The organism is Streptomyces sp. NBC_01450, from assembly GCF_036227505.1.
GTDB lineage: Bacteria > Actinomycetota > Actinomycetes > Streptomycetales > Streptomycetaceae > Streptomyces.
Window position 1 is genome coordinate 1,951,119 of the sequence record NZ_CP109480.1, and the last position, 24,833, is coordinate 1,975,951.

Here is a 24,833-nt window from a genome sequence, read left to right on the forward strand (position 1 = left end):
TTCGGCCTCACTGCGCGGAACAGTTCGGAAGCGATGCTGGGCGTAGCAGGACCGTGACCCGCGGATGGAGGGGACCAATGCGCCGACACCGCAACCGTCACCCGCAGCGGAGGGATCGGCTACTACCCACAAGAGCCGGTCGTGTATGAACGTCTCACCTGCGAGGAGCACTTCGAGCTGTTCAGCCGCGCTTACGGCCTGGACGAGCAGACCGAACGCGACTCCCGCGCCCGCATCTACGGCCAGCTCGGCTTCGAACGCTACGCCACCACCCGCGCCGACCGTCTCTCCGCCAGCACGCTGTCGCAGCTCAACCTGAGCGTGGCCCTGCTGGCCGACCCCGAGGTGCTGCTACTGGACGAACCATACGCGGGCTTCACCGGCATCCGAGGCGACTACGTCCTCGGCGCCGCCGTACGCGCAAGACGGCGGCGGGCCGGATGTCCACTCCCCGGGGCCGGTCGGCCCTTGTCCAGTGCTCGGCGGCGGCGGAACAGTGGGAGGTAGGAAAACCCCCGGCGGCCGTGTGCCGCACGCTTGACGGTGGTGAGAGCGATGACTAAGAACAGCAGGCGCGCCGCAGTGGCCGCCGCAGCCGCGGTGGCGCTGGCTGGCACTGGCACCGGGGTGTGGGCGGCGACGCAGACGGGAGGGGCGGGCAGCGACGGCAGCATGAGCACGTCCCGCACCGCCTACGGCCCCTCTGCCACCCGTCCACCGGGCGATGGCCGGTGCGGCAGCTATGGGCCGTCGGACTGGGGCATGGGCATGATGGGCGGTCCTGGCCCGGGAATGATGGGCGACAGCCCGTACGGCCTGGCCGGCAACGGGAAGCCCGTGAGTTCACTCGCGGCGGCGAAGGCCCGGGCGCAGACGTACGCTGACCGGCTCGATCTGCGCGTGGGCGAGGTCATGCAGTTCACCTGCAACTTCTACGCCGAGCTGACCACGGCCGACGGGCGGGGCGCCACCGAAGTCCTCATCGACCCCGGCAACGGCGCCGTGTGGATGGAGTACGGCCCGGCGATGATGTGGAATACCGACTACGGCATGCACCCGGCATCCGGCACGAAGGCCCTCGTCTCCGCCGACGAAGCCCGGCAGATCGCCCGGCAGTGGCTCGGCGACCACCGCGCGGGCCAGTCCTCGGGCAAGGCCGAGGAGTTCCCCGGCTACTACACCCTGCACACCCTCAAGGGCGGGAAGATCACCGGGATGCTGTCGGTCAACGCCACCACCGGCCAGGTCTGGTACCACAGCTGGCACGGAGACTTCGTTGACATGAGCGACGACTGACTTCGATCAACACGTTCTCGCAACCTCTCGCAAAACAGCTTTCGCACAATGCCCCTCGCCATAAGTTCTGCGGCATACCAGAGCTCGCTGAACGAGCCGCAGCCGTCGAACAGTTCGACTGCCCCACCTGTGAAGTCCCCCGCCGGAAGCACCTGCCGCACCCACGACGGCGGGGCCCGGCCCGCGGCGAGTCCGCTCACCCACTACGGACTGAGCCGGCTCACCCCTGGCGCTCGGTCGCCTACCTGCGCGACCTGTTGATGCAGACCAGCGTCCTGCCCCCGGCCGACCGGCAGCTGCTGCTCTTCCAGCGTTGGCTCGCCGAGAAACTTCCCGCCATCGGCGATACCGACCACCGGCGGTTGCCGACGGGCGTTGCGCTCCAAGCACGCACCCGCCCCTCGTCATCCCGCACCGCGATGCGAGCAACCCTGCTCCAATCGCCCAGCACCAGCGCCTCGCGCTGCTGCGCCAGGCCCTGCATCACGAGGATGTCCCGCTCCAGGACCGGGGCGCCGCTGAAACCAGTGCGACCTGGCGCCACTACGCCCCCGGCGACCACACAGGGTGACACAAGCCCTCACTCGCCAAGGAACACCGGAGGTCGTACCGCCAGCGAGGCTGCGGGGTGTCGGTCCGCCACGCTCCCTGTGATCCCTCGATGTGGTCAGACCTTCCGACTACTGCGGCGGCGCATCATCACGAACGCACTACCGCTGCCCGCGAGGGCCACCAACATGGCCCCGGCCGCGATCTGCATGGGCTCCAAGCTCCTGACGCTGCCACCTGCGCCGGTCCTGAGGGCCCCACTGACCATCGGATGAGGGGTGGACGAAACCTGCGTCGTCGCCATGCCGGACGGCATCGTCATGGGGCAAGTCATCGTCATGCCGGGCGGCATCGTCATGGTGCAAGTCATCGTCATGTGGGACGGCATCGCCATGCCGGGCGGCATCGTCATGGTGCAAGTCATCGACATCGTGGTGGCGGAGGACCGCTGCATGGTGCAGCTCGGTGACATGCTGGATGCGCCCGTCGGGCCAGGCCTCGCGTTCGCCGGCGCGGCGAGAACGGTCAGGGAGATCGTGGCGGCGGTAAGGGCAGCGGCGGCTATGCGACGAGGGCGCATGGTTCTCTCCTCAGCCGGCCGCGGCCTCGGTGACCGCGTTAGGGGGATCCGACATATACAGATCAAAGCGTCGTACTGACGTGTATCGCGACGCGCACTGATCCGCTCCGATCACCCGGATGCAGCTCACCCATGGCCCCGATCGAGCTGTTTTCCCAAGTCACTCGGCATACCTGCGCCAGGACAAACCGGGGGTTGCGCGGTCCGCCTTCTGGGTGACGGCCCTGATGCGGAACCTGGAGTCGATGCGCCCCCGGGGGCCACGCACGGTCACCAGCGGGCTGGGCTCCTCGGGGAACTGGCTCCAGTTGAATACGCGATACCCCTAACTGACCCCGCCACATCGCCGCCAGCATCCTCATCGTCCTGACCTACGCCCTCAGCGGCGTCCCGGTCGGCCCCCTCTTCGGGCGCCTCGGAGGCATCCTCATAGCCTTCCTCGACCTCGACCTCGGCATGGGCATCGAACAGAGCCCCATGCTCCGCCCGGCCCCGCCCGACTGGCCTCGGCCGACCCATCAACAACGTAGGGCCCCTTGACACCAACGAGCCGTGGACAACGGACAGGAACAAACCCCATCCATAAGTCGAGTTGGAAGAGGTCTCTGTGGAACTCGGTGTCCCCGCTCGCCTCCCCGCAGGGAGCCTCACCACCGTCACGACCTCTGCGGCACGACCGCGACCGGGCACTGGGCGTGGTGCAGAAGTGTGTGACTGACGCGTCCGAGCTGGAGCCCGAAGTGGCCTGTCCTGGGCCGGGCCCCGATGACCACGAGGTCAGCGGCTGCCGATCGGTCCACGAGGATCTTGCCGGCCGGCCCCTCGATCGTCGTACGGTGCGTCCGTACCCGGGGATGCTCGGCGATCGCTTCTGCGAGCACGGCGTCGAGCAGCGCGGAGGCCTCCTCCTCGGGAGTGTTCGCCGCTTCCTCGGGAGGACGACTCGGGTGGGCGGGACTGCGCCAGGCCCGGACCACGTCCAGGATGCAACCGCGCACCTCGGCCTCGCGGAAGGCGAACCGCACGGTCCCGGCGGTGGTGTCGGCGTCCCCCAGGCCAAGGAGTATCCGCTCATGCGTTCCGGCCACGCCCGCTCGATCGCCTCGGACCACTATCACCGGACAACGGGCCCTGCCCGCCACGGCCAGACCGACCGACCCGAGAAGCATTCCTTTGAGCTGACCGCGACCGCGCGACCCTGTCACCAGCGCGGACGCGCCATCACCCTCGCGCACGAGGGCGGCTGCGGCCTCCTCCGCGAGGATGTCGGTGGTGACCTTCACGTCAGGGTTGCGCCGCTCGGCGCGCTCCGCCCCGGAAGCCACGATGTGCTCCGCCAGCACCTGCTCGGAGGGGCGCGTCAGGCCGATGGACGGCAGGGCACCCTCGTATCGCTCCCAGAGGGAGGCGTAGACGAGCCTGAGGGGAACACCGTGGCGGACTGCCTCGTCCACGGCCCAGTCGAGGGCAAGCAGACTCGAGTCCGATCCGTCGATGCCTACAACCAGAGGGAGTGTCATCGTCCCCACCGCCTTTCTTGGGGCTTGCAGCGCATGGGACCGACTTCAACCGTTGCACCCTCTCTCGCCGGGGCACGAGGGGCCCTTCGGCCCCTTCCGGGGGCCATAGGTCCATGGCTCGTCCATCCCCGCCGCGGCCGCTCACGGTAGAGGCTCGCCGCCAGACGTCTGCCGCTGGTGGTTCCCTTCGCGGGCCTGACGTACGGAGGCGGAGGTGCGCTCGATCAATTCGGGGAGGGCCGACCGCACCGGGTCGCTCAGTCCCGTGCCGAGTTCGACATCGGCCACCTCCACGGCGTGCACGACGACCTTCCGCGGGAGCAGGTCGAGGGCTTCCGCCAGGGCGAGGCACTCTCCCAGCCCCAGGGCGTGTGTGCTCGCCGTGCCCGTCCCACGGGCGGCCGCCTCCGTCGCTGTCAGGGTGTGCAGCTCGCCCGGCCTGGCCGGACGCAGGCGGAGGGCTTCCACCACGATCGCGGTGTCCGCTCCGCGCCACAGTTCGAGCATCCGGCCGGGTTCGCCGTCGCTGACCGCCAGCACGATGTCCTCGGGGACCCTGCCTGGCAAGGCCTCCACCACCGCCGGCCCCGCCCCGTCGTCACCGCGGAGGGGGTTGCCCACGCCGATCACCACGACCCGGCCGGTCATGCGCGTTCCACGGTCAGATCGAGGAAGTGGGTGGCGCAGGAGATGCAGGGGTCGTGATTGCGGATGGCCCGCTCGCACAAGCGGGTGAGCTCCTCGTCGTCGGCCGCGGCTCCGGGCCGGTCCAGGCGTGCCTGGACGGCCTGGCGTACGTCCTCCTCGATGGCCGTCTGGTTCTGTGCTGTGGGCGGGATGATGCGGGCCGCGGTGAGGGTGCCGTCCTCTGCGAGGGCGTAGCGGTGGTACAGCAGTCCGCGGGGTGCCTCGGTCGCTCCGGCGCCCACCGCCTTCCGCGGGAGGACGTCGAGAGCCGACCGCGAGGGTTGTTCGTAGCCCTCGATGATCCTCAGGGCTTCCTCGACGGCCTGCACCACCTCCACGGCGCGTACGACGATGCTTCGGAAGGGGTTGTCACAGATGTCCCCGGCCACGGGATCGCCCAGCCCTGCCTCCCTGGCGGCCTCGGCCGCAACCGGGTGGAGCCACCGGCCGTTGATCGCGTAGCGGGCCAGTGGGCCGGTCAGGTAGCGGCGGCCGTCGAGCGCGGCGGTCAGAGCGGTGCTGTGCGGCACCTGCTCTTCCTGAACGTGCTGTTCGAAGTCGGACACGGGAAAATCACGCAGCAAAGGGGGTCGGCCGTGGGCGGCGATGGCCGTCGGTGTGCCGGAGTCGATGGCGTAGCGGCCCGGGTCGCGCAGTGCGAGCAGGTCATGCTCGCCGGCCGCGTCGGGGAAGTCGAATTCCGCCACCCAGCGGACGGTCTCCAGCGCGTCGTCGCGGGCCCGCCGCAGCCGTTCGGCCAACGGACGGAGTTCCTCGGGCGCCGGTGTCCGGTAGAACCCGCCGACGCGGACGTTGACCGGGTGGATGGGGCGTCCACCAAGCTGTTCGAGGATCGCGTTGCCGGTCTGTTTGATCCGCAGGCCGCGCTCGACGGCCGCCCGCTGGTCGCGGGCGAGTTCGACGGCATCGGCCCGGCCGAGGAAGTCGGGGGCGTGCAGCAGGTAGATGTGCAGGGAGTGGCTCTCGATCCATTCACCGCAGTACAGCAGGCGGCGCAGCTCCGCGAGAGGCCCGTCCACGGTGACACCGCAGGCGTTCTCGATCGCCTGGCAGGCGCTCATCTGGTAGGCGACCGGGCAGATTCCGCAGATGCGAGCGGTGATGTCCGGCGGCTCGGTGTGGCCCCGGCCGATCAGAAAGGCCTCGAAGAACCGGGGTGGTTCGTAGATGCGCAACCGCGCCTCGGTGACCGTCTCCTCCTGTACGCGCAGGTGCAGGGCGGCTTCGCCTTCCACCCGGGCCAGTGCGTCCAGCCGCAGGACGCGGGTTCCGCGATGGCTCATGCGGGCCTTTCCGGGTCGGTTTCTGTTCCTGCCCGAGGGATGTCGTGCTCCTCGGCGGCGAGATCGGCTACGTGGGCATATTCCGGCGACGCGGCGTTAAAGGTGCGGAAGACACGCAGGATGTCCGCCTCGCTCATTCCGTCGCGGCGCAGCTGCGCGACCATGGAGCGCAGGTTGGGCCGCTCGGCCGGTCCGAAGCAGCCGTAGCACCCGCGTCCGTAGGCGGGGCAGATGGCACCGCACCCGGCGTGGGTGACCGGACCCAGGCAGGGGGTGCCGTGGGCCACCGTGACGCAGGTGGTGCCGCGCCTCTTGCACTCGAAGCAGACGCTGTGGTTGGGGATCTGGGGTTTGCGTCCGGCCAGGTGGGCGGTGATGACTTCGAGGAGCTGGCGGCGGTCGATGGGGCAGCCCCGGAGTTCGAAGTCGACCGGTACGTGTGCCGAGATCGGGGTCGAGGTCTCCAGGGTGGCGATGTAGTCCGGGCGGGCATAGACCGCCGCGCGGAATGCGTCGACGTCCCCGAAGTTGCGCAGTGCCTGGATGCCGCCCGCGGTGGCGCAGGCTCCGATGGTCACCAGGCGCCGGGAGATGCGCCGGATGTGTTGGATTCGCTCGGCGTCCTCAGCCGTGGTGATCGAGCCCTCGACCAGGGAGAGGTCGTACGGGCCCCGTCCGGCCAGCTCCGCGCGCCCTCCGCCGGGGCCCTCGGCGGCGGACATCTCCAGGAAGTGCTCGATGCGTACCTGCTCGGTGAGGCCGAGCAGTTCGTCCTCGCAGTCGAGCAGGGTCAGCTGGCAGCCGTCGCAGGAGGCGAACTTCCATACGGCGAGCGTGGGCCGGGGGTCCGGGTTCGCTCGCAGGCGGGCGGCGTGTCCCGGATCGGTGTCCGCCGCTCGGGCGGTGGACCGTCCTGGGGCGCCCGACAGTCCTCGGTCGGTTTCCATCTCACAGCTCCCGTACGGACAGCAGGCGTTCCACGCGGTCGTAGCCGACCACAGGTCCGTCCCGGCACAGCAGGAGCGGGCCGAGCTGGCAGTGGCCGCAGTGGCCGGTGGCGCAGCGCATGTTGCGTTCCAGCGACACCTGAACACGGTGCGCGGCGAGGCCTCGGCCCATCAGGGCTCGCGCGGTGTGGCGCAGCATCACCTCGGGCCCGCACACCAGCGCGTGGGTCCGGTCCGGTCGGAGTGCGAACGCGTCGAGGAGGGTGGTGACGACCCCCACCGAGCCTTGCCAGCCCGGGCCGGGGCGGTCGACGGTCACCGCCAACTCGGCCCTGCCGCGCCAGCTTTCGATGTCCTCCGGGTAGATCAGATCGCCAGGGGTACGGGTACCCACCAGGATCCCCAGCCGACCGTAGGCGGCCGGCCGGTCCAGGACCGCGTGCACCACCGGTCGCAGTGGCGCCAGCCCGATGCCGCCGGCGATCACCAGCACGTCCTGGCCGGCTGCCGCGTCCAGGTCCCAGCGGGTGCCGAACGGCCCGCGCAGTCCGACGGTGTCCCCCGGGCGCAGGTCGTAGAGGGCGGTCGAGACCGCGCCCACCGCGCGTACGGTGTGCACGAGGCCCCCGTGCGAGCCGCGCAGGGCGCTGACCGAGATCGGCACCTCACCGACCCCGAACGCGTAGATCATCGCGAACTGGCCCGGTGAGAAGGGCGGGAGTTCCCTGTCGGCAGGAACCAGTTCCACCGAACGGGTGTCGGCGGTCTCCGCCCGGGTTTCGGCGACCCGGTACGGCAGCGGCGGCGTCACGGTGCTCATGGCGGGCCGCTTCCGTGGGGTGCGTACAGGTCCAGCAGCCTGATGCGGGTGGCCTGCAGGCGCTCTGCGACCACCTCGGTGAAGCGGCGCATCAGGGCGTAGCCGAGTTCTGGGTCGGCGGCACAGAGGGCGAGGACGTCGGTGGCGGGGAACTCCGTGGCTTCCACCTCGATCACCGCCCGTGCACCCAAGTGCCAGCGGTACGGCGGGCAGATCCACGACCAGCCCAGCAGCTGACCCGCACCGAGCGTTTCCACCAAGGCCTCCGGTTGCCTGCCGGGAACGCAGATGTCGAGGGCGACCCTGCCGCCGCGCAGCAGCCAGAAGCGGTCGGCTTCCCCACCCTCGTCGAACAGGCGCGCACCGGCCGGAAACGCCACGTCGAGCCCGACAGCCAGCAGCCGCTCGCGCTGTGCGAGTGGGAGGAAGTCCAGGGGCGGCGGCAGCTCGGTCACGGTGCCTGCTCCGATGCTTCGGACCGCGTCCAGTCGTGCAGGGCGGCGGCCTCCTCGGTGATGTCGATGCCCACCGGGCACCACACGATGCATCGGCCACAGCCCACACAGCCGGAGGAGCCGAACTGGTCGTACCAGGTGCCGAGTTTGTGGGTCATCCACTGCCGGTAGCGACTGCGCGTGGACGTACGGACGGGGCCTCCGTGCAATTGGGAGAAGTCCAGGTCGAAGCAGGAGTCCCACAGCCGCCACCGCTCCGCGTGGTCACCGGTGAGGTCGGTGACGTCCTCGGTGGTGGTGCAGAAGCAGGTGGGACAGACCATGGTGCAGTTGCCGCACGTCAGGCAGCGCCCGGCAACGTCGTCCCAGCGGGGGGCGTCGAGCGTGCCGGCCATCAGCTCCCGCAGGTCTGCCTCGGGCATGGTCCGTCCCATTCGGTCCGCGGCGGCGGCGACGCCCTCACGGGCCCTCTCACGGGTGGCGGGGTCGGCCGGGCGGACGGGCAGTTCGGCCAGGATCTCGTCGCCTTCCCGGCTGCCGCCGCGGATCCAGAAGCGGTGGCCGTCGTCATCGACCACCTCGGTGATCACCAGGTCACAGCCGGGAGGGGCCGCAGGTCCCGTGCCCATCGAGACACAGAAGCAGGTGCCGCCGGGCTCCGTGCACTCGACCGCGATGAGCAGCGCTCCTGCGCGCCGCCCCTCGTAGACAGGGTCGCGGTGGGTCCCACCGGTGAGTACCCGGTCCTGGATGGCGATGGCCCGTGCGTCACAGGGACGCACCCCGAGGAAGGCGTACCGCGGTGCCGCGGGCTCCTCGGCCGTGAACACGATCTCCTCGCCCACCCGGTCGGCACGCCACTGTCGCACCTTCGCCGGATGCAGGAACTGCTTCCACGACTGGGGGCCCGCCGCGTTCGCGAAGGCGGCACCGTCGGCCCGCTCCCGAAGCCGGTACCGCCCGGCTTCGAGTTCCACACCCCACCCGTACGGCAGCTCGTCGGCCGACTCCAGCTCGGCCAGCACGATCGCACCGTCCCGTACGGTGGGCCCGATCACGGTGAAACCGCGCCCGGTCAACACCTCCACCAGCGCGACCATGCCCTCCTTCCCCATAGTCGACCCGCCGGACGCAGGAGGGGGGCAGGCGTTCACGTCGGGGTCCGTAGTCATGGCCGTTCTCCTTCAGCACCGCGTCTGGCAAGTGGGACATCGCGGGTGCCTCACACAGTCCACGAACGCAGGATTTCCGGTCCGCCACCACTCGGGTAGGGCCATGCGGGCCATGGGTAGGGGGCCGTTCGTCTTCGGTCTCCGTCGGGCCGCCCGCTCACTCTCCTGCATCCGCGGTCGGAGCGGTCGTCATAGGGCTCGACGGCCATGCACCAGGGCCGTTCGGCCCAGTGCGTACCGGACGGCGCGGACAGATGGTCGAAGAGGGCCCGCAGAAAGGGGGCCGCAATGCGGTGGGAAACGATCCGGAAGGACACTCCGTCTCGCATCGAGCCAAATCTGGGCGACTACGAGCAGGTATGCGCGAGCTTCACCTGGTCGGAGGCGCGCGCCCGCCTGCAGGGGCTGCCCGGCGGACGGGGTCTGAACATCGCGCACGAGGCCGTGGACCGGCATGCGGCGTCGGACCGCGTTGCGGCGGTCGCGCTGCGCTGTGTCGGGCGGGACGATTCCGTGAGCTGTGTGACGTACGGGGAGCTGGCCCGTTCCACGGCACGGTTCGCCAACGTGCTCCGGACCCTCGGCATCGGTCACGGCGACCGGGTGGTGACGCTGTTGGGCCGTTGCCCCGAGCTGTACACCGTGGTCCTCGGCACGCTCAAGAACACCAGCGTCCTGTGCCCGCTGTTCTCCGCCTTCGGGCCGGATCCGGTCGCCCAGCGAGTGACGCTGAGCGACGCGCAGGTACTGGTCACCACGGCGGATCTGTACCGCAGGAAGGTCGCTGGGCAACGCGAGAGACTTGCCGCCCTGCGCCACGTGCTGATCGTCGGCCAGGGCGCGGATGAGCTGCCCGGCACCGTTTCCCTCACCGCGCTGATGACCGAGGCGGCCGACACCTTCACGATTCCGCCGACCTCGCCCCACGACATGGCTCTGCTGCACTTCACAAGCGGTACAACGGGCACCCCCAAAGGCGCCGTGCACGTGCACGAGGCGGCCGTCGCCCACTACGTGACCGCGCTGTACGCCCTGGACCTCCACGAGAACGATGTGTTCTGGTGCACGGCCGATCCGGGCTGGGTCACCGGTATGTCCTACGGGATCGTCGCGCCGCTCATACACGGTGTCACGGTCGTGGTGGACGCGGGCGACTACGACGCCCGCCGCTGGTACCGGATCCTCGCTGACCAGCGGGTCAGTGTCTGGTACACGGCGCCGACGGCGCTGCGGATGCTGATGCGGACGACGCCGCGGTCGGGACCGTACGATCTGCCCCGCTCGTTCGACCTCAGCGCATTGCGCTTCATCGCATCGGTCGGTGAGCCGCTCAATCCGGAGGCCGTGGTCTGGGGAAAGGACGTCCTCGGGCTGCCGGTGCACGACAACTGGTGGCAGACCGAGACCGGCGCCATCATGATCGCGAACTTCGCCGCCTGCGATATCCGCCCTGGGTCGATGGGGCGTCCGCTGCCCGGGGTGGAGGCGGCGGTGCTGCGGCGCGGCGAGGACGGCCGGGCGGAGAGGACCGAAGGTCGCGTCACCGTGCTGGAGGAGCCCGGCGTGGAGGGCGAGCTGGCACTCCGGCCCGGCTGGCCGTCCATGTTCCGCGGCTATCTGCACGACGATCAACGCACTGCGGCGGCCTTCGCGGACGGCTGGTACCTCACCGGTGACCTGGTACGACGCGACGCGGACGGCTGGTTCTGGTTCGTCGGGCGCGCCGACGACGTCATCAAGTCGGCAGGTCACCTCGTCGGGCCGTTCGAGGTCGAGAGCGCGCTGATGGAGCACCCGGCGGTCGCCGAGGCCGGGGTGATCGGCCGGCCCGATCCCGTCGCCGGGAACATCGTCAAGGCGTTCGTCACATTGCGGCCGGGCTTCGACGCGACCGCTCGAACCCGGCAGGAGCTGCTGGCATTCGCCAGGCGCCGACTCGGCCCGGCCGTGGCACCACGAGAGATCGCCTTCGACCAGCACCTGCCCCACACCCGCAGTGGAAAGGTCATGCGCCGCTTGCTGCGAGCGCGTGAACTGGGCCTGCCCGAGGGCGACATCTCCACTTTGGAGAAGGACGCCTCCCCGCAGGAGATGACGGAGGCGCCCTCATGAGCACCACCCGCAGCCCACGCAAACCCCGGCCCGCGGCCCGGTCGAACCGTCAGTCGGCGCACCGCTTGGCCCTGCTGGAGTCCATGCTGCGCGTCCGCCGGTTCGAGGAACGCTGCGTGGAGCTGTACAGCGCGGCGCGCATCCGCGGTTTCATGCACCTCTACATCGGTGAGGAAGCCGTGGCGGTCGGTGTCAACGAGGCCCTCACGGACGACGACGCGGTCGTGTCGACGTATCGCGAACACGGGCATGCGCTCGCCCGCGGGGTTCCGGCCGAGGCGATCATGGCGGAGATGTTCGGCAAGGCCACCGGCTGCAGCCATGGCCGTGGCGGCTCCATGCACCTCTTCGACGTCGGCCGCCGCTTCTACGGCGGCAACGCGATCGTCGGCGGCGGGCTGCCCCTCGCGGCCGGCCTCGCCCTCGCCGACCGTATGACCGGCCGTAACCGGCTCACCTGTTGCTTCTTCGGCGATGGCGCCTTCGCCGAGGGCGAGTTCCACGAGACGGCCAACCTCGCGGCGCTCTGGGAACTGCCCCTGCTGCTGGTCTGCGAGAACAACCTGTACGCGATGGGCACGGCCCTGGCCCGCCACCAGGCCCAGACCGACCTCGCGCTGCGCGCCGCCGCGTACGGCATGGTCTCCTGGGCCGTCGACGGCATGGACGTCCTTGCAGTCGAGGACGCTGCCCGGCGGGCCGCCGAAGGAGTGCGCGCCGGGTCCGGTCCGCACTTCCTGGAGATGCGCACCTACCGCTTCCGCGCCCACTCCATGTACGACCCCGACCGTTACCGCGACAAGGCCGAGATCGAACACTGGAGGGAACGCGACCCGGTCGAAGGGCTCGCCCGGCGGATGCGGGAAGCGAAGGAGCTGACGGACAAGGCCCGCACCGCCCTGGAGGACCGTCTGTCAGCCGAGCTCGACGACGCCGTCGAAGCTGCCGACCAGGCTCCCGAGGAGCCCGTCGAAGATCTGCTCAAGTACGTCACCAGCCCGGTGGAGGCGAGCCGGCCATGACAGCGACCCACACTCGTACCACCGGACCCCCCACGGCCTCCGACCAGAAGACGACCTATCGGGAGGCGATGCGCGAAGCCCTGCGGGAGGCGCTGCGCACCGACGAGCGGGTGTTCCTGATGGGTGAGGACGTGGGCCGGTACGGCGGCTGCTTCGGTGTCAGCCTCGGTCTGCTGGAGGAGTTCGGCCCGGAACGGATCCGCGACGCCCCGTTGTCGGAGTCGGCCTTCGTCGGCGCCGGCATCGGCGCGGCCCTGGCGGGCATGCGGCCGATCGTCGAGATCATGACGGTCAACTTCAGCCTGCTGGCCCTGGACCAGATCCTCAACAACGCGGCGACCCTGCTGCACATGTCGGGTGGCCAGCTGCCGGTCCCGATCGTGATCCGGATGACCACGGGCGCCGGACGGCAGCTGGCCGCCCAGCACTCGCACAGCTTGGAGGGCTGGTACGCGCACATCCCGGGCCTGCGCGTGCTCGCCCCGGCGACGATCACGGACGCTCGCCACATGCTCGCCCCGGCACTGGCCGACCCCGACCCCGTGCTGATCTTCGAGCACGGCAGCCTGTACAACGCCTCCGGCAAGCTGCCCATCGAGACGGGCCCGGTCGACATCGACCACGCCGCCATTCGCCGACCCGGCAACGACGTCTCGGTGATCACCTACGGCGGCTCGCTGCCCAAAGCGCTGGCCGCCGCCGACGACCTGGCGAGGGTTGGCATCAGCGCGGAGGTCGTGGACCTGCGCACCCTGCGCCCCCTGGACGACGCCACCATCGGCGACTCGGTCGCGCGCACGCACCGCGCCGTCGTCGTCGACGAGGGCTGGCGCACCGGCAGTCTCGCCGCGGAGATCTCCGCGCGCCTCACCGAACAGCACTTCTACGACCTCGACGCCCCCGTCGAACGGGTGTGCAGTGCCGAAGTCCCCATTCCCTACGCGCGCCGACTGGAGGAGGCCGCGCTGCCGCAGCCCGCCGGAATCGTCGCGGCCGCACGCCGCGTGGTCGGCGAGCCCGTGCCGGTCAGTGCGGACGAATCGGGTGCGGTCGCCGGGGGGTCGAGCTGAGATGGCCGAGTTCACCATGCCCTCGCTGGGCGCGGACATGGACGAGGGCCTGCTGCAGGAGTGGCTCGTGGGTCCGGGGGACCGGGTGCACAAGGGCGACGTCATCGCCGTCGTGGAAACCGACAAGGCGGCCATCGAGGTCGAGTGCTTCGAGTCCGGCACCGTGGGACGGCTGCTGGTCCAGCCGGGGACTCGGGTGCCGGTCGGGACACCACTCGCGATGATCGAGGGCAGGGGCGCGCCCAGCGTGCGGGCGGGCGTAGCTGAGGAGTCGGTGAGGGCCGGCGCGCAGGCAGATTCCCCGGTGACAGCCGAGCCGGACGCCGAGGCTGTGCCGCGGGAGAGGGCCCGGGGTCCCTCGCGCGCGAAGGCCGAGCGGGAACCGACCGCGCAGCGCGAACGCCCGAAGCCTCGGCGTAAGGTGCTCCGCGAGCCGAAGCCCGACCAAAAGCGTATAGGCACGGGACCCCGGAACAAGCCCGCCAGGCAGACCGTGCGTACATCGGGCACCACCGCACAACTGCCGCCGAAGCTGTATGCCGAGGCCACATCGGCCATCGGGGCGGGACCGTTGGTACGGCACCTCGCACTACGGCGGGGCGTCGATCTGACCGCCGTGCACGGCACCGGACGCGGGGGACGAATCACGCGTGCCGACGTGGAGCGCGCTGCGCCCACCCCTGTGCCAAGAGTGCGGGCCACCCCGTACGCCCGGCGGCTCGCCCGGGACCTCGGCATCGACCTGACGGCCGTCGGGGGCACCGGGGACGGCGGAGCCGTGCGCGCGGCAGACGTGCACGCGGCCGTGCGTGCACGCACCGGACGGCACGAACCGGAGCGGCCGACCGCGCGCCGGCAGGACGGCGAGGAGCACAGGCACGCAGCTGTGCCGACCGACAGCCGCACGGAACACCGTACGGACGCCATGCGCCGTGCCATCGCCGACCTCATGAGCCGCTCCAAGCGGGAGATCCCGCACTACTACCTGTCCACCACGATCGACTTCACGGCGGCCGAGGAATGGCTGCGCCGGATCAACCGCGGCCGTCCGCCCACCGACCGCCTCGTTCCCGCGGCCCTCCTTTTGAAGGCCGCTGCCGCAGCGGCACGTGAGGTGCCGAGCCTCAACGGCTACTGGCAGAACGACGAGTTCGTGCCCGGCTCCGCGGTCAACCTGGGTGTCGCGGTGTCGCTCCGGCAGGGCGGACTGCTCGCGCCGGTCATCCACGGCGCCGACACACTGCCACCCGACGCCCTCATGGCCAGCCTCAAGGGCCTGGTCGAGCGCGCCCGCCGGGGACGGCTGCGCGGCAGCGAGATGTCCGGTGCCACCCTGACCGTCACCAATCTGGGCGACCAGGGCGTGGAGACCGTGTTCGGTGTCATCCATCCGCCCCAGGTGGCCCTGGTCGGCTTCGGCGCGGTCGTCGAGCGGCCCTGGGCCACGGGCGGCATGCTCGGTGTGCGTCCGGTGGTGACCGCGACCCTGGCGGCCGACCACCGGGCCACGGACGGTGCCGTAGGGGCGCGCTACCTGACGGCGGTCGACCGACTGCTGCAGAAACCGGAGGAGTTGTGAGTCAGATGAAGCCCCTGGACGACGCGGAGGCCATGTCGGTGATCAAGGAGTCGATCACCCGGATCATCCCCGACGCGGACTTCACACTGGTCGGACCGGACGACAAGTTCCGTGACGTGCTCGAACTCGATTCACTCGACTTCCTCAGCCTGGTGGAACTGTTGTCCGAGCGTACGGGAATCCGTATCGATGAGGAGGACTACCCCGAACTGACCACGCTGTCCGACACGACACGGTTCCTGGTCGGCAGGTCGAAGAACGGGACCAGCCCGGCCTCGTGAGCCCCGGCACCGGGCAGACCCGTTCGGACTCCTGTCGATCGGGCGGGTTCACTCACGGCGCAGCACGACTTTGAGGGCTCCCGTGGCAGGCCCTCGTGCGAACACCTCGTAGGCCTCTTCCATCCGGTCGAGACCGAAGGTGTGGGTGACCAGCGGAGAGACGGGCAGGCGTCCGAACCTCATCAGATCGAGCAGCCACGGTGTGGAGGACGTGTCCACCTGGCCGGTGCTGATCGTCACGTTCTTGCGCCACAGGGATTCGAGATGCAGCGTGACCGGTTGGCCGTGCGCGCCGATGTTGGCGATGTGCCCTCCCGCGCGGACAGCACGCGTGCACAGTACGAAGCCGTCCGGATCCCCCGACGCCTCGACAACCACGTCGGCGCCCGGTCCCTCGGACAGGTCGGCGATCATCTTCCCTGGCGATTCGGCGAGATCCGCCCCCACCCGGGCGGCGGTCTCCAGCCGGGCGCCGGCCAGGTCCGCCACAATGATCCGGCGGGGCGAATAGAGCCGAGCGACAACCACCGTGGCAAGGCCGACGGGACCCGCGCCCACCACGACGACCGTGTCTCCCGGGCCCACATGTCCGTTCCGGACCCCGACCTCGTAGGCGGTCGGGAGAAACTCGGCGAGGAGGACCGCGTCGTTGAGCGGGAGGTCGGAGGGGCGTCGGATGGTGGAGTGGTCGGCGAAGGGGACCCGTACCAACTCGGCCTGGGTCCCGTTGATCAGGCTCCCGAGGATCCATCCGCCACCCCCGCCGCACTGTCCGTACATGGCGTCACGGCACGCCCTGCATTGGCCGCATGCCGAGACGGACGACACGATCACCTGATCGCCGGGGCGCAGGAGGTGGACTTCGTCACCGACCTCCAGGACCTCGCCGACGGCCTCGTGGCCGAGGACGGTCCCCGGCTTCACCTCGGGGAGGTCTCCCCGCAGGATGTGCAGATCAGTGCCGCAGACGGTGGTGGCGTCGACGCGCACGATCGCGTCGGTCGCCTCCTCGATCGCAGGGTCCGGCACGGTGTCCCAGGAGGTATGTGCCGGGCCGTGGTAGACGAGCGCTCGCACGGTACTCACTTCCTCGCTCCCCCACCTTCACGGTCACCCCCGCAGGACTGCCGGGCAACAGGGCCACCTGTGCGCGTCAGTCCGGCTCCATGTAGGGGCGGCGGAAGACCGCGGCCTGGCCGGTGCCCCACGGGCGTACAGCCGTCAGCGCCTGCGCGACCGCGGAATCCAACGGGCCACTGGTGTCGACCGGGACGGCTTCGGGCCATGGCGCTTCTCTGGTCGCCATGGCGGCGGCGATGTCGGGGCTGGCGTCGGATGTGCCGGCGGCGCGCGTGCTCAGGCGGGCCGCCGACACGTCGTCAGGCACGTGGCAGTGCAGGGCGACCAGGTCGGCGCTGGTGCGTTCGGTCATGCGCAGGGCCGCTTCGCGCTGTGCCGCGTCGGACCATGTGGCGTCCAGGACGACGGACTCGCCGGAGGACAGCAAGGCGGCTGTGCGATCGAGCAGGGCGGCATAGGTCCTGGCCCTCCACTCGGACGTGTACAGGCCCTCGCCGTAGCCGGCCGCCGCGGACTGCTCCGCGGGGATACCGGCCAGCTCCTTGCGGACGCGGTCGCTGCTGAGCAGTGTGACCCCCAGCCGGTCGGCCAGCGCTCCGGAGAGGGTGGACTTCCCGCTGCCCGGCAGTCCGCCGACGAGGGTGAGGCACACGGCGGAGGTGCGCAGATGGCGCAGCGCCGTCGAGGCCAGCCGCCGCGACGCCGCCTCGGCAGCGGGGGCGCCCTGCCGGGCCTGGATCAAGGAGACCTTGGCGCGCACGAACGCGCGGTAGGCGACGTAGTGGTGCCACAAGGACGGGGGCGCGGGGTCGCCGGAGTACTCGCCGTACTGGGCGAGGAAGTACGCTGCGGCCTGCGGGGCGCCCAGCTGTTCCAGGTCCATGGCAAGGAAGGCGGCGTCGTCCAGGCCGTCGACGTAGCGGAGCTGATCGTCGAACTCCAGGCAGTCCAGGACGCGGGGACCGTCCTCGAGGCAGAAGATGTCCTCGGCGAGCAGGTCGCCGTGGCCGTCGACCACCCGCCCCTGCTCGATGCGGGAGTCGAACAACCGCTTGCGACCGGCGAGGTAGCGGCGCGCGAGACTCTCGACCTCCGACACTCCGTCGGGCACGAAGCCGTTGGCGGCCAGCGCTCGGACCTGCACGAAGCTGGCCTCCCAACGCGATGACAGGGCGTCCCGGGTGCCCTGCTCGTCCACGTCGCGGCCGCGGGGTGCGTCCGCGTGCCAGGCAGCGAGGTGCCGGGCGACGGCTCGCAGGACGTCGTCGATGGCGGCCCCTTCTCGTACGAGGTGGGAGAGGCGCCGGTCATCCGGCATGCGGCGCATCACCACGAGTGGTTCAGGCGCCTCCGCCTCAGGACTGCGGAACTCGCCCAGCCCGAGATAGACGTCGGGGGCGAACCGGCGGTTGAGGGAGACTTCGCGCTCGCACGCGGCCTGGCGAGCTGTCACCGTGGTGTAGTCCAGGAACTCCAGATCAACCGGTTTCTTGAGCTTGTAGGCGCGGTCGCCTACGAAGAACAAGATCGCGGTGTGGGTCTCGCACACCCCTGCGCGCGGCAGCGGATCGCCGTTGTGCCGAACACTGGACCGGAACGCGGACGCGTCGGCCATAGGCATCGAACGCCCCGGTGTCCCCCGGAGGCCGGACTCAGTCATGAGGAACGACGGCGACGGGGCAGCGCCCGTGATGGATGGCTGCCTGCGCCACGGGACCCAGGTGGGGCGCCAGACCAGCACGGTGTCGGCGACGGCCCACGACCAGCAGTGCGGCACCTTCGGCGGCCTGTACGACCGCCTTGGCGGGGCTTTCGAGACGGATGCTGTCGGCCACGTCCACCCGCGGGTACTTCTCTCGCCACAGGTGGAGCGCCTCCCTCAGTTGCCTGTGCGCATCCCGCGTCATCTCTTCCGTGACGGTGTGGTCCACGCCCCAGGGCACCCGGGCATGGAGCGGCACGCTTCGGCCGTGCACGGCCAGGAGAGCAACGCCCCTGGCCGCAGCGGTGTGGAAGGCGAAGTCGAGCAGGGCATCGGAGGTTCCGTGCAGTTTCAGGGCCACGACCACACGGCTGGCGGGTGCCGGGGGCGGTCCCTGCTCCCTGGGTTCGGCGCGGACCAGCACCACCGGCCGCTCGGCCCGTGCTACGACGGGCATGCTGACGTCACCCAGGAAGTAGCTCTCGACAGGATCCAGACCACGCGAACCCAGCACCGTCATCTCCGACTCCGACGCCGCTTGGAGCAGGGCGTTCTGAGCGTCGTCGGCAACCAGGTTCCCGACGATGGACAGGCCCGGATGGCGCGCCTGGAGCTCCGCCCGCGCGGTGCGGACGAGACGCTTCGCCCAGTAGTTCTGATCGACTTCCGCAGGGACGCGGCTCGGTTCCGGCGCCAGCAGCGGCCACGCGTGCAGCAGGCGCAGGGTGAGCTTGCGCTTCTCGGCCTCGTCGGCGGCCCAGCGGGCAGCGGCAAGGCTCTCGGGCGAGCCGTCGAGGCCCACGGTGACGGCTGGTTGCATGGCGGCGGCCTCCGTCTGGTAAGAAGCTGGAAATGACCGTGGACGAGTCCGATCGGGTGGAGGGTCCGGACCTCGCCTGTATACCGAGAGCGGTGCGTTCTCTCATTCGAGGATCACCCCGAACCCTTCCTCGGCGCATGTGGAGCTGCGGAGGAGGGGCCGGACGCGTGGAATCCGGCACGAGAGGAGACAGGGGCGGTGACGATTCCCGTGGTGGTCGGCGTCGACGGATCCGAGGCGAGCCTGGAGGCGGTGGACTGGGCCGCCGACGAGGCGGTCCGGCACGGGGTGCCGCTCCACATCCTGCACGCTGCGACTGGGGGCCACGAAGCGTCGGGCCTGATCACCACTGCCTCGGAACGGGCCAGGCAGGCCACTCCCACGGTGCGGCTGTCGAGCGAGGTGTCGTATGAGGACGCGGCCTCCGCCCTGATCGACATGGGGCGCAACGCCTTCGCATTGGTTCTCGGGTCCAGAGGGCTTGGAGACCTCGACGAACTGCTCCTGGGGTCGGTCAGCCTCGCCGTGGCTGCGCGAGCCGACTGCCCGGTCGTCGTGGTCCGCGGCGCAGTGACGCACCGGGAGGCCCGGTTCGGAAGCGTCGTCGTCGGAGTCGAGGACGAAAAGAGCAGCGGCACGGCCCTGGGGTTCGCTTTCCGCGAGGCCCAGGTGCGGCGCTGTCGGCTGGTGGCAGTGCACGCCTGGAGCGCACCGGTTGGTGATTTCAGCACACCTCAGGCCCCGTCGTGGCCCCTGGAGGCGCACCTCCGCTCGCCGGCGCAGGTGCTCGACGACGCCCTGCGCGGGTCGGCGGAGCGGCACCGCGACGTCCTGGTCGAGCGGCGGCTGATCGAGGCACCGGCACGCCAGGCGCTGCTGGAAGCGGCGTCAGGAGCGGACCTTTTGATCGTCGGCGCCCGCCCTCGGCTGGTGCATCGGGGCCTGCAACTGGGTCTGATCAATCATGCGGTACTGCATCACGCGCCGTGTCCCACTGCGGTCGTACCACAAATATGACCGTCACCGGCTGAGATGGACCGTGCCGACGGCCGACTCTTCGGGGCCGGACGCCGTTTCCGAAGGGACTTTCGGCCCCGTGACCGAAGCCCACTGTCGGCCGATTGTGGGACGAGGGGGGAACGGACCAGCAACGTGCTGGAGGCCGCATCATGAGCGCACAAGGTTCGCCGTCCGCATCCGGTCCGCCCCGGCCGCGCAAAGGCAACACTCCACGTGGGGCGAACCCTCTGAGGCGTACGTCCGACAGGTTCGAATCCTGGTTCCGCCGTGTACTGATGCTCCTCCTCGCCCTCGGACTGCCGGTGGCCGCGCTCAGCGCGGGGCTGACGGCGTACGAGTCATCCATGCGCACCGTGCAGGCCCAGGCTGCGGAACGACACGAGGTCACCGCCCGAGTGACGTCGAACGTGCCAGGCGACGACCGTGTGTCGAAGCAACGGGCGCAGATCCGCTGGACCGAGCGGAACGGCATCGTGCGCACGGGAAGCACCCTCGTGGGACCGGGAACACTCAAGGGCGCCACCATGCGGGTGTGGGTGGACCGGGACGGAGCCATCACCGGTGCACCAATGAACGCGGTCACCGCAAAGGGCAACGGCTGGTTCGTGGGTGGCATGGCGGCACTCTGTGCGGTCGCCGGGTTCTACGCGGCACGAGCAGCCATGCGCCTCGCGTTGGACCGGAAAAGGTACGCGCAGTGGGACGTCGAATGGGACCTGGTGGAGCCGCTGTGGTCCGAGCGCTTCCGCCGGTGACGCGCACGACCGGACGGGGTGCCGAGGAACTGCGGTCGATGATTTCTGCGCAGGATCTCCCGCCGAACGCCGCCGGGCACGACATCCAAGGCATGGGGGCGGCCCCGGTGAGCACCCGTCAGCCCGCTGGATGGCCCATGTGAAACCCGGCGGATTCCAGAGGGATCATCCATGACAGATCCCGTGTACAACGTCGGAGGCCGACTGCCGGCCCCCGTGCCCGCCGGCCCTCGTCAGGCGCCGGTGGGGGAAGGGCTGGCGTCATCCGTCCGGTACGCGATGTGGCCGGCGACCGAGACAACGCCGTCGACGCCGCGGCACAGCTGCTCGATGACAGGGATCAGACTCCGGAACTCCACGGACCCGCCGAGGGTGACCCTCCCGTCGCGCACCTCGACCGTCACCTCCGAGGGACCGAGTCTCATCGTGCGGCGCAGCACGTCCGCGGCGATCTCGTCGCGGATGGCGTCGTCACGGCGCAGGAAGATCCGCAGCAGATCACCACGACTGACGATGCCCAGGAGCCGGTCCGCCTCGTCCACCACAGGCAGCCGCTTGACGTGCTGGGCCTCCATGAGGCGCGCAGCCTCGACCACGCTCCACTCCGGACGTGCGCAGACCGCGGGAGCCGACATCAGTTCCTCGGCGCGGGAACCCTCGGCCTTGGCCCGCTCCCAGGCCTCCAGGTGCGGAACGGGGATCCTGCCTGACGGATCGGCCTGGTCTGCGCTCTTGCGCAGCAGGTCGGCCTCGGACACCAGACCCATGGGGCGGTTCAGATCGTCCACCACGGGCACCGCGGTGACGTCGTTCTCCGCCAGCAGCTTGACGAGCTCTTTGAACGGCGTGTCACGCCGGGCCCGGACGACGCCCCGGGTCATGAGCTCTTCGACCGTTCGGTGGTGCATGTCGCCTCCCGGATATGGGCCGCCCACCTCGCGGACAGCAGGGGCTCTCGTCCCATGCGGCGGCGTGTCCCGCGTGGCAGGTTGGATACAGCACCATTCTGAGCAGAGGGCGGCGATCATGCGAGCTCACCTCGGCGACCAACTCGTCGTCGAAAGTCCGACCACGGGCGGCGCCAGGCGTGACGGCGAGATCGTCGGGCTCCACCACGAGGACGGAACACCTCCCTACGACGTGCACTGGTCGGACACGGACGAAGTGACGCTCGTCTTCCCCGGGCCCGATGCGCACATCCGCCATCTCGAGCACGAACAGCCCGGGACCACCCACGAGTCGCGGCAGGGCACGGGTGAGGCGGAGGCCCTGCCCGCGGTTGCCCCACCAACCGATGCAGCCCGTCCTGGCGACATCGGCCGGCGTGTGGGCGTCGAACGCCGGAGACAGGGGCTCAGCCGGGAGGAAACAGCCCGCCGCGCCCGAATGTCGCCCCACTACCTGGCATACCTGGAGGAGCGGCCCGCCAACCCCACGATGGCGGCTCTCATCAGGCTGGCCGCCGCGCTGGGTACCACGGTCACCGCTCTGCTCGGCGGAGGCATCGATCTCCCGCCCGGACAAGGCCACGCACTGCTGAACCCTCAGCTGCTGGACCTCAGCCCGGACGAATGCCGCAGTCTGCTCTCCACGCACGGCGTCGGGCGCGTCGCAGTATCGGCGTCCGACGGCCGCCCGGCGGTCGTACCGGTCAACTACGAGGTCGTCGATGAAGCCATCGTTTTCCGGACCGCGCCCGACTCCGTTGCCGCAGCTGCCGTGGAAGCGGAAGTCGCCTTCGAGGTCGACCACGTGGACGAGGCTCTGAGCCAGGGCTGGAGCGTGCTCGCCGTCGGCCCCGCGAGCGTCGTGACGGAGCCCGACGCCGTGCGCCGTCTCACCCAACGCGCCCACACCACGCCATGGCCCGGCGGCGAACGCGAGATGTGGGTCTCGATCCGCCCCACGAGCCTCACGGGCCGTCGCATCACTCCGGCCGATCAGTAGACGCCGATGCGCTGGTGAAGTACTGGCCCCTCCACCGACCCTAGAGGGGAGGCTCCGGTAAGCCGACACGCTGACTTCGAGCGCGCCCTACCGCATTCCGACCCCAACATCCGCAGCCTTCACCTCGACGGCAACCCCCGTTGAACCTGAGGGTCGCCGTGGTCCACGAAGGCCGGCACCCGGAATCCCGGCCGCTGCTCGGCCCTGCTGGCCAGGCACTGCTCGCGAGCGAGCGGTTAATCGGCGACACAACGTCGACAGCGCTCTCGACGCGCTGTATCCGGTGATCCACCAGCGGCACAGGAGCCGCTACTCACTGCGTGGTCTCGGGTCCATTCGGGGCGCATCCTCGCCGCTGAGCCGGGACTCGACGCCCACCACACCCTCCAGAGCGCGGACGAGGCGCTCGGCAACCCAGATGAGCGAGGCGTCGTGGACGCGTCCGCGGAGTGTGACGATCCCGTCCCGCACGGACACGTGGATGGCGTGACTGACCGTGGGGAACAGGTAGGACACCACGGTGCGGCGAACTTCCTCCTCGATGTCCGCGTCCGGGCGCAGGAAAACCCTCAACAGGTCGCCTCGGCTGACGATGCCGCAAAGCCTGTCCTCGTCATCGACCACGGGCAGTCGCTTGACGTGCTTCTTGGCCATGATCTGGGCGGCCTGGGCCAAGGTGACGTCGGGGCGAACCGTGGCAGCGGGCGTGCTCATGAGCTCCTCAGCGGTCAGCGCCTCAGCCTTGGCCAGGGCGGACCGACGACGGATCCGATCGTGGCGGGTGAGTCCGCATTCCCGGAACTCCTCCTTGGGCAGCAAGTCGGCCTCGGAGACGACGCCGACCACCCGCCCCTCGCCCTCCACGACCGGCACGGCACTGATCTGCCGCTGCTCCATGGCCCGCACGATCTCCTTGAACCGCGCGTCGCGCCCGACGGCCACCACCGGCAGGGTCATCACATCGCTCACGATGTGCGGAGCGTCAGACATGTCCTGAGTCCTTGAAGGGCGAGGCGGAGAGTTGGTTCGGCCGTACGCCTCCAGCATTGCCGCAGCCTGGCGTGCCGCAATCCGGCCCAAGACTGCCTGCCCGCTCCGGGCCTGGTTGGTATGTCGCGGCGGCTCTCGGACGGTGCGACGGTATTCACAGGTGGGCCTTTCGGCAGCCGGACGAAGAAGGCGGTGACGGCGATGGAACTCCCGCTGGTCGTGGGCGTCGACGGATCGGACTCCAGTCTGCTGGCAGTCGACTGGGCGGTGGACGAAGCGGCTCGGCACAGGCTGCCACTGCGTCTGTTGCGCGCCTCCCTCTGGGAACGTTACGAAGGAGCCCAACCGTCCTTCACCACTGACCGTCCTGCTGAAATGGTCATGGCGCAGCACATCATCGCTTCCTGCGTGGAACGAGCCCGGCTTCGCAATCCCGAGGTGAAGACATCGGGCGAGATATTCCCTGACGATGCCGTGTCCGTATTGCTACGTGCGGGTCCCGAGGCGTTCGCTCTGGTCACCGGCTCTCGTGGGCGTGGCGAGGTCGCCGGACTGCTCCTGGGGTCGGTCAGCCTCGCAGTGGCGGCGCGCGCCGCCTGCCCGGTCATCGTGGTCCGTGGCGCGGAGCGCAACCGCCAGGGAGCCCCTGGCCGGATCGTGGTGGGGGTCGGAGACCCGACCGGCGGCGCGGGCGCCGTACGATTCGCCGTCCGCGAGGCCGAGGTGCGCGGCTGCGCCCTGATGGCCGTGCGGGCCTGGCGCAGCCCGTCCCACGAGCCCGTGGACCACATGCTGATCGCGGACGACGCCGCCCGGTTGCGCGAGCAACGGGCCTCGACCAGCCTCGACGACGCACTACGCGAGACCATGCGGGAACACCCCCAGGTCGATGTCCATCGCCAGTCGGTCGAAGGCCCCGCCCACCGCGTCCTGTTGGAGGCATCCGCCCAGGCCGACCTGATCGTCGTCGGCGCTGTGCGCCGACACGGCCACTTCGGGCTGCAGCTCGGCAGGACCGCCCACGCCCTGCTGCATCACTCTGAGTGCCCGGTCGCCGTCGTCCCCCAGCCGGTCTGAGGCCCGGGCTGCGGGCCTGGGCCTGCAGCGGCCCCGGAGGAGAGATGA

23 protein-coding genes and 1 pseudogene are annotated in these 24,833 nt (G+C 70.2%); 12 read left to right on the top strand and 12 right to left on the bottom strand.

Features of this window, described 5'->3' with window-relative positions; all coding sequences use genetic code 11:
- Positions 1 to 105: 105 nt before the first annotated feature.
- The 3 genes and pseudogenes from OG568_RS09000 to OG568_RS09010 form a co-directional block, all read left to right on the top strand.
- Positions 106 to 507: pseudogene (locus tag OG568_RS09000) on the top strand (ATP-binding cassette domain-containing protein); the annotation flags it as partial.
- Between the two features lie 48 nt (positions 508 to 555).
- Entirely contained in the window at positions 556 to 1,296 is a 741-nt protein-coding gene (locus OG568_RS09005; RefSeq protein WP_329531031.1) for a hypothetical protein, read from the top strand.
- 827 nt (positions 1,297 to 2,123) lie between these two features.
- Positions 2,124 to 2,504 carry a hypothetical protein gene (locus OG568_RS09010; RefSeq protein ID WP_329531032.1) on the top strand — a complete coding sequence of 127 codons (381 nt, stop codon included), beginning with the start codon at positions 2,124 to 2,126 and terminating at the stop codon, positions 2,502 to 2,504.
- A gap of 577 nt (positions 2,505 to 3,081) precedes the next feature.
- Here OG568_RS09010 and OG568_RS09015 read toward each other — a convergent pair.
- From OG568_RS09015 to OG568_RS09045, 7 genes are all read right to left on the bottom strand, one after another.
- Positions 3,082 to 3,945 carry a universal stress protein gene (locus OG568_RS09015; RefSeq protein WP_329531033.1) on the bottom strand — a complete coding sequence of 288 codons (864 nt, stop codon included), beginning with the start codon at positions 3,943 to 3,945 and terminating at the stop codon, positions 3,082 to 3,084.
- A gap of 141 nt (positions 3,946 to 4,086) precedes the next feature.
- Positions 4,087 to 4,593, bottom strand: a complete 507-nt coding sequence (locus OG568_RS09020; RefSeq protein WP_329531034.1) for a hydrogenase maturation protease — start codon at positions 4,591 to 4,593, stop codon at positions 4,087 to 4,089.
- Positions 4,590 to 5,936, bottom strand: a complete 1,347-nt coding sequence (locus OG568_RS09025) for a Ni/Fe hydrogenase subunit alpha (RefSeq protein ID WP_329531035.1) — start codon at positions 5,934 to 5,936, stop codon at positions 4,590 to 4,592. Before OG568_RS09025 ends, OG568_RS09020 begins: the two co-directional genes overlap by 4 nt.
- Positions 5,933 to 6,883: an oxidoreductase gene (locus OG568_RS09030; protein ID WP_329531036.1), complete on the bottom strand. Its 951-nt coding sequence runs from the start codon at positions 6,881 to 6,883 to the stop codon at positions 5,933 to 5,935. The genes OG568_RS09025 and OG568_RS09030 overlap by 4 nt, the downstream gene beginning before the upstream one ends.
- 1 nt (position 6,884) lies before the next feature.
- Positions 6,885 to 7,703 carry an FAD/NAD(P)-binding protein gene (locus tag OG568_RS09035; RefSeq protein ID WP_329531037.1) on the bottom strand — a complete coding sequence of 273 codons (819 nt, stop codon included), beginning with the start codon at positions 7,701 to 7,703 and terminating at the stop codon, positions 6,885 to 6,887.
- Positions 7,700 to 8,158 carry a Crp/Fnr family transcriptional regulator gene (locus tag OG568_RS09040; protein WP_329531038.1) on the bottom strand — a complete coding sequence of 153 codons (459 nt, stop codon included), beginning with the start codon at positions 8,156 to 8,158 and terminating at the stop codon, positions 7,700 to 7,702. Before OG568_RS09040 ends, OG568_RS09035 begins: the two co-directional genes overlap by 4 nt.
- A complete protein-coding gene (locus OG568_RS09045; protein WP_329531039.1) occupies positions 8,155 to 9,330 on the bottom strand; it encodes a 4Fe-4S dicluster domain-containing protein in 1,176 nt (391 codons plus the stop codon). Before OG568_RS09045 ends, OG568_RS09040 begins: the two co-directional genes overlap by 4 nt.
- Before the next feature lie 288 nt (positions 9,331 to 9,618).
- Here OG568_RS09045 and acsA point away from each other — a divergent pair, with 288 nt between their 5' ends.
- From acsA to OG568_RS09070, 5 genes are read left to right on the top strand one after another with little or no spacing between them, the layout of a single operon-like run.
- A complete protein-coding gene (gene acsA, locus OG568_RS09050) occupies positions 9,619 to 11,442 on the top strand; it encodes an acetate--CoA ligase (protein ID WP_329531040.1) in 1,824 nt (607 codons plus the stop codon).
- Positions 11,439 to 12,464 carry a pyruvate dehydrogenase (acetyl-transferring) E1 component subunit alpha gene (gene pdhA / locus OG568_RS09055; RefSeq protein ID WP_329531041.1) on the top strand — a complete coding sequence of 342 codons (1,026 nt, stop codon included), beginning with the start codon at positions 11,439 to 11,441 and terminating at the stop codon, positions 12,462 to 12,464. Before acsA ends, pdhA begins: the two co-directional genes overlap by 4 nt.
- Entirely contained in the window at positions 12,461 to 13,534 is a 1,074-nt protein-coding gene (locus OG568_RS09060) for an alpha-ketoacid dehydrogenase subunit beta (RefSeq protein ID WP_329531042.1), read from the top strand. The genes pdhA and OG568_RS09060 overlap by 4 nt, the downstream gene beginning before the upstream one ends.
- 1 nt (position 13,535) lies before the next feature.
- A complete protein-coding gene (locus tag OG568_RS09065; protein ID WP_329531043.1) occupies positions 13,536 to 15,113 on the top strand; it encodes a 2-oxo acid dehydrogenase subunit E2 in 1,578 nt (525 codons plus the stop codon).
- A 5-nt stretch (positions 15,114 to 15,118) separates the two neighbouring features.
- Positions 15,119 to 15,394 carry an acyl carrier protein gene (locus OG568_RS09070; RefSeq protein WP_181652385.1) on the top strand — a complete coding sequence of 92 codons (276 nt, stop codon included), beginning with the start codon at positions 15,119 to 15,121 and terminating at the stop codon, positions 15,392 to 15,394.
- A gap of 48 nt (positions 15,395 to 15,442) precedes the next feature.
- Here OG568_RS09070 and OG568_RS09075 read toward each other — a convergent pair whose 3' ends face one another.
- The 3 genes from OG568_RS09075 to OG568_RS09085 all read right to left on the bottom strand — a co-directional run bounded on the left by OG568_RS09075 (position 15,443) and on the right by OG568_RS09085 (position 18,996).
- A complete protein-coding gene (locus OG568_RS09075; protein ID WP_329536309.1) occupies positions 15,443 to 16,471 on the bottom strand; it encodes an alcohol dehydrogenase catalytic domain-containing protein in 1,029 nt (342 codons plus the stop codon).
- A gap of 76 nt (positions 16,472 to 16,547) precedes the next feature.
- Positions 16,548 to 18,023 carry a bifunctional aminoglycoside phosphotransferase/ATP-binding protein gene (locus OG568_RS09080; RefSeq protein WP_329536310.1) on the bottom strand — a complete coding sequence of 492 codons (1,476 nt, stop codon included), beginning with the start codon at positions 18,021 to 18,023 and terminating at the stop codon, positions 16,548 to 16,550.
- Positions 18,024 to 18,126: 103 nt separating this feature from the next.
- The gene (locus OG568_RS09085) at positions 18,127 to 18,996 is read right to left on the bottom strand and encodes a universal stress protein (RefSeq protein ID WP_329531044.1); all 870 of its coding nucleotides are present in this window, start codon (positions 18,994 to 18,996) and stop codon (positions 18,127 to 18,129) included.
- A gap of 198 nt (positions 18,997 to 19,194) precedes the next feature.
- Here OG568_RS09085 and OG568_RS09090 point away from each other — a divergent pair, with 198 nt between their 5' ends.
- Together OG568_RS09090 and OG568_RS09095 are read left to right on the top strand one after the other, a co-directional pair.
- Positions 19,195 to 20,013: a universal stress protein gene (locus OG568_RS09090; protein WP_329531045.1), complete on the top strand. Its 819-nt coding sequence runs from the start codon at positions 19,195 to 19,197 to the stop codon at positions 20,011 to 20,013.
- Positions 20,014 to 20,165: 152 nt separating this feature from the next.
- A complete protein-coding gene (locus tag OG568_RS09095) occupies positions 20,166 to 20,771 on the top strand; it encodes an Rv1733c family protein (protein WP_443077595.1) in 606 nt (201 codons plus the stop codon).
- 233 nt (positions 20,772 to 21,004) lie between these two features.
- Here the strand turns inward: OG568_RS09095 and OG568_RS09100 are convergent, their stop codons facing one another.
- A complete protein-coding gene (locus tag OG568_RS09100; RefSeq protein ID WP_181652381.1) occupies positions 21,005 to 21,679 on the bottom strand; it encodes a CBS domain-containing protein in 675 nt (224 codons plus the stop codon).
- A 118-nt stretch (positions 21,680 to 21,797) separates the two neighbouring features.
- Here OG568_RS09100 and OG568_RS09105 point away from each other — a divergent pair, with 118 nt between their 5' ends.
- Positions 21,798 to 22,718, top strand: coding sequence for a pyridoxamine 5'-phosphate oxidase family protein (locus OG568_RS09105; protein ID WP_329531047.1), 921 nt, complete (start codon positions 21,798 to 21,800; stop codon positions 22,716 to 22,718).
- A gap of 309 nt (positions 22,719 to 23,027) precedes the next feature.
- Here OG568_RS09105 and OG568_RS09110 read toward each other — a convergent pair whose 3' ends face one another.
- Positions 23,028 to 23,708, bottom strand: coding sequence for a CBS domain-containing protein (locus OG568_RS09110; protein WP_329531048.1), 681 nt, complete (start codon positions 23,706 to 23,708; stop codon positions 23,028 to 23,030).
- A 201-nt stretch (positions 23,709 to 23,909) separates the two neighbouring features.
- Between OG568_RS09110 and OG568_RS09115 the strand changes: the two genes are divergently transcribed.
- Positions 23,910 to 24,785, top strand: a complete 876-nt coding sequence (locus tag OG568_RS09115; protein WP_329531049.1) for a universal stress protein — start codon at positions 23,910 to 23,912, stop codon at positions 24,783 to 24,785.
- The last annotated feature ends 48 nt before the right edge of the window (positions 24,786 to 24,833 follow it).